Origin of the sequence: Noviherbaspirillum sp. (genome assembly GCF_036846085.1) — a bacterium.
Classification (GTDB): domain Bacteria; phylum Pseudomonadota; class Gammaproteobacteria; order Burkholderiales; family Burkholderiaceae_D; genus Noviherbaspirillum.
Window position 1 is genome coordinate 1 of record NZ_DAIUCO010000239.1, and the last position, 4,315, is coordinate 4,315.

The 4,315-nt window shown below is 62.7% G+C and carries 4 protein-coding genes; 1 reads left to right on the plus strand and 3 read right to left on the minus strand.

The genetic code is table 11. The features are described 5' to 3' along the window. On the minus strand, positions 1 to 217 hold a 217-nt coding region (locus V7080_RS20960; RefSeq protein ID WP_334190331.1), incomplete at its 3' end, for a LysR family transcriptional regulator. 270 nt (positions 218 to 487) lie between these two features. Next, the gene (locus tag V7080_RS20965; RefSeq protein ID WP_334190332.1) at positions 488 to 1,897 is read right to left on the minus strand and encodes an FAD-binding oxidoreductase; all 1,410 of its coding nucleotides are present in this window, start codon (positions 1,895 to 1,897) and stop codon (positions 488 to 490) included. Positions 1,898 to 1,998: 101 nt separating this feature from the next. Here V7080_RS20965 and V7080_RS20970 point away from each other — a divergent pair, with 101 nt between their 5' ends. Further along, a complete protein-coding gene (locus tag V7080_RS20970) occupies positions 1,999 to 2,556 on the plus strand; it encodes a cob(I)yrinic acid a,c-diamide adenosyltransferase (RefSeq protein ID WP_334190333.1) in 558 nt (185 codons plus the stop codon). Positions 2,557 to 2,869: 313 nt separating this feature from the next. Here V7080_RS20970 and V7080_RS20975 read toward each other — a convergent pair. Beyond that, positions 2,870 to 4,315 (minus strand): ankyrin repeat domain-containing protein (locus tag V7080_RS20975; RefSeq protein ID WP_334190334.1); only part of this gene is annotated, 1,446 nt, incomplete at its 5' end.

Consider the following 4,315-nt stretch of genomic DNA (forward strand, 5'->3'; position numbering starts at 1 on the left):
CCACATCCAGGTAACGACGCCCGAATTCGGACAGGGTGACGCTGCGCCCGTCGCGCAGGAACAAGCGCTCGCCGACAAAATCCTCCAGCAGCCGGATGCGGTGCGACAGCGCCGACGGCGTGATGCACAACTCCTCCGCAGCGACGGCGAAGGAACCATTGCGAGCGGCCGACTCGAAGGCGGAAAGCGCGTGAACCGGGGGAAGGCGATTTGCCATAAAAGCTTAAAAGAATCGTGAAAGGAGAAATGCAGCACAACGAGACGTGCCGCGGTGCTCATGCGCTCTACGGGCGACAAGGTTAGTCCGAGAGGCGCAAACGTACTTGAGCAATGTGAACATTACATAGCCGACATCAGCCACATATCCGAGGCTTGCAGAGACGCGTAGGGGAACCAAGGTCAAGCCGCGGAGCGGAACCGTACTTCGGTACGGTGAGCACCACAGGCTTGAGATTGGCCCCGTCCGCGCCTCTGCAAGCCTCGGGGGTTACCAATGGATGATTTTACCGGGATTCATGATGTTGTTCGGGTCGAACGCATGCTTGAGCGTACGCATCGTCTCGATCGCCTCCTCGCCATGTTCCTGCACGAGGAAATCCATCTTGTGCATGCCGACGCCGTGCTCGCCGGTGCAGGTGCCGTCCATGGCGATCGCGCGCGACACCATGCGGGCGTTGACGCCCTCCGCTTTCGCGATGTCGTCGGGGTCATTCGGGTCGACCATCATCAGCACATGGAAATTGCCGTCGCCGACATGACCGATGATGGAATAGATCATGCCGTTCTTTTCGCAATCGTCCTTGGTGTCGAGGATGCATTCGGCGAGGCGGGAAATCGGCACGCAGCAGTCGGTGGAAATCGAACGCCCGCCCGGCCGCATCTGCAGCATGGCGAAATAGGCATTGTGACGCGCCGCCCACAGGCGCGACCGGTCCTCCGGCCGCACGGCCCATTCGAAGCCGATCGCTTGATGGCTGCCGACGATTTCCTGTACGACCTCGGCCTGTTCGCGCACGCCGTTTTCACTGCCGTGGAACTCGAACAGCAGCAGCGGCTTTTCAGGCAGGTTCAGCTTGTCGTGCGCATTGATCGACCGGACGCTGTTTTCGTCGAGGAACTCGATCCTTGCCACCGGGATACCCATCTGGATGGTCTGGATGACGCTGTTGACCGCATCGGCGGCGGAGGGAAAGGAACAAACCGCGGCCGACACCGCTTCAGGCTGCGGATACAGCCTGACGGTGACTTCGGTGATGATGCCGAGCGTTCCTTCGCTGCCGACGAAGATACGGGTCAGGTCGTAGCCGGCGGATGATTTGCGGGCCCGGGTGCCGGTCCTGATGATGCGCCCGTCGGCGGTCACGACGGTCAATGCCAGCGTGTTTTCGCGCATGGTGCCATAGCGCACGGCGTTGGTGCCGGACGCACGGGTGGCGGCCATGCCGCCCAGGGACGCATCGGCGCCCGGATCGATCGGGAAGAACAGGCCGGTATCCCGGATTTCCTGGTTGAGTTGCTTGCGGGTCACGCCGGCCTGCACCGTGGCGGTCAGGTCCTCGGCGTGGATGGCCAGCACGCGGTTCATTTGCGACAGGTCGATGGTGATACCGCCTTGCAACGCCAGCACATGGCCTTCGAGCGAGGTGCCGGTGCCGTAGGGAATCACCGGTACCCCGCAGGCATTGCACAATTTCACCGCCGCGGCCACCTCCTCGGTGGAATGGGCGAACACCACCGCATCGGGCAGCATTGGATCGTAGGAAGATTCGTCGCGCCCGTGGTGCTCGCGCATCGCATGGGTGGTGGAAAGACGTTCGCCGAACACGGCGCGCAGGTCTGTGAGCAGGGCTTCGGTTGCCGGCCGCGCGAGCCTGGACAAATCAGCTGGATGGTTCATGGCATCTCCTCGGGATGGGTCGATTCTACTCTGACGGGGAATGTTCGCCAGCGGCGTTTTTGCCGTATCCTCGCGGTGTCTCCTACTCTTTCCGAACCATCATGGGCAACCGACTTTCCAAGATAGCGACACGCACCGGCGACAACGGCACCACCGGCCTCGGCGACGGCAGCCGCACCGGCAAGGACAGCCTGCGGGTGCATGCGATGGGCGACGTGGATGAACTGAATTCGCATGTCGGCCTGCTGTTGTGCGAGGACCTGCCGCCGGCGCTGCGCGAGGAACTGGTGTCGATCCAGCATGACCTGTTCGACCTCGGCGGCGAATTGTGCATTCCCGGCTACTCGATGATCACCGAATCACATGTTGCGCGCCTTGACGCCCTGCTCGAAAAATACAACGCCGACCTGCCGCCGCTGAAGGATTTCATTCTGCCGGCCGGCTCGCGCGGCGCGGCGCAGGCGCATGTATGCCGCACCGTCGCCCGCCGCGCCGAACGCGCGATCGTCACGCTCGGCAATGCGGAGACCATTCACGACAAGCCGCGCCAGTACATGAACCGGCTGTCGGATTTGATGTTCGTGCTGTCGCGGGTGCTGAACCGTTATGCAGGGGGGAGCGATGTGCTGTGGGAGAAGGAGCGGAAGCGGGATGTTTGAGTGGCTGTTTGGGAAATTAATGGGGTAGTAGATGCGGGTGTGATAAATGCAGTCAAAAGCGCTTAAATACTTGTCCCCTCCCCCTCTCAGGGGGAGGGTTAGGGGTGTAGCAGAGAATTCGGGCAGCCTGCTGCCCGCCTGCGAAACAATCTTCGCTTGCAAGCGAAGATGCGTCCTGCAAGGAGGGGTAGTGAGGTTGAATAGCTGTATGCGATAGCCCAACCTCACCACCCCCATCCCAACCTTCCCCCTAGAAGGAGGAAGGAGCTGGCTCGCTTACAACCTTATTACTTCGCCACGCGAAAACGGCTTCTCACCCCCCACCCTCATACACCTTCAACACCTCCATCGCCGCCCGCTGGTTGAAAAAGCGCGCCCAGCCGAAAACATTCTCTCCATGCCTGTCCCGCGCCCTGGGATCCGCGCCATGCTCGATCAGCCAGCGGATCAACTCAGGATGATTGAACTGCGCCGCAACCATCATCGGCGTCTCTCCCCTGCTGCCGGGCGCCGCCTCGTCCAGCGCGAAGCCGCGCTCCTTCAGCATCTGCATGCAGTCGATACACCCGCGCCGCGCCGCATGATGCACGATCTTCCATCCGTGCCCGTCCGCGATGTCGGTGCGCGAACCGGCATCCATCAGCACCTTCGCAATGTCCACATCCGCTTCGTACAAGGCCACCATCAGCGCATTGCGGCCGGCCTTCCCGGGGATCGGACTGCGGTTGAGCGCATTGACGTCGGCGCCATGTTCCACCAGCAGGCGCACCAGCGGCATATTGCGGCGCGCGCTCGCCATCATCAGGAGCGATGAGCCGTTTTCCGCGAAAGCGTTGGCGTCCGCACCGTTGCCGAATGCCTTTCGAAGCTGCTCGATATCGCCCCGGTCGAAGAGGCTCATCAAATCGTCCTCAACGCCGGTCTGTACCGCATCCGTTGCGGAGCGCACCGGCGTGCCGGTTGTGAAGAAAGGTTCGCCCGCATCCCAGATGAATGCCGCCACGAACAGAAAAGCAAGTCCGATCACCGCCGCCCTCAGCCTGCGTGCCCAGTGCGGTGCCGGGCCGGCGTTGCCTGCCTCGGCGATCGGCGGGTCGCCCGCCCGCAAGGTGGGAACGCCGGCATCGGTATCGAGTACGTCCCGTATTCCGGCGGCGATCGCCTCGGCGACTGCCACATGGGGTATCCCGCTGCCGAGGGTGACGTCTGCTCCCTTGCCGTTACGCCGGACAGCGACAATACGGTAAAAATCGGTCCGGCGATTTCCCATGACCTTGGTCATGCCGACCGAGACGTCGATGCGGCCCAGCTCCGTGGCCGCCATGCCGATGGTGCGGTCGCCGAGCAGCCATTTGTCATCGACCGTGATGCGGGCTCGCCTCACCCCGATCCGGCGTTCATGCGTTACGCAGTACACCGCTCCAACGGCAAGCCCGGAACCGACCGTCAGCAGCAGCAAACGGAACAGCAATGCCTGCATGCCGGACGAGGGAATGAAGCCGGCGATCAGCAGGAAGACTGCTGCGACGGCGGCAAGGGTGAACACCATGCCCCTGTCGCGTCCTTTGGGATAGGTGATGTCCAATCCGTTGCCGCTTCGCCTGATGACCGCGATGTGCGGCGGAATGTCGATCCGCTTGGCGCCGCCTGCGGAGCCGTCCGCGCGGCGGTCAATCGACGGTGGCGGGTTGGCGGAGGCGGCTGCGGGATCGCCCGCTGCTGAACTACCGATGACGATATCGAATGCCCGGTCCAGCGC

What these genes read in the sequence shown, in the direction of transcription:
- V7080_RS20965 (WP_334190332.1), bottom strand. Translation starts at nt 1,897, where the DNA reads ATGAACCATCCAGCTGATTTGTCCAGGCTCGCGCGGCCGGCAACCGAA.
- V7080_RS20970 (WP_334190333.1), top strand. Translation starts at nt 1,999, where the DNA reads ATGGGCAACCGACTTTCCAAGATAGCGACACGCACCGGCGACAACGGC.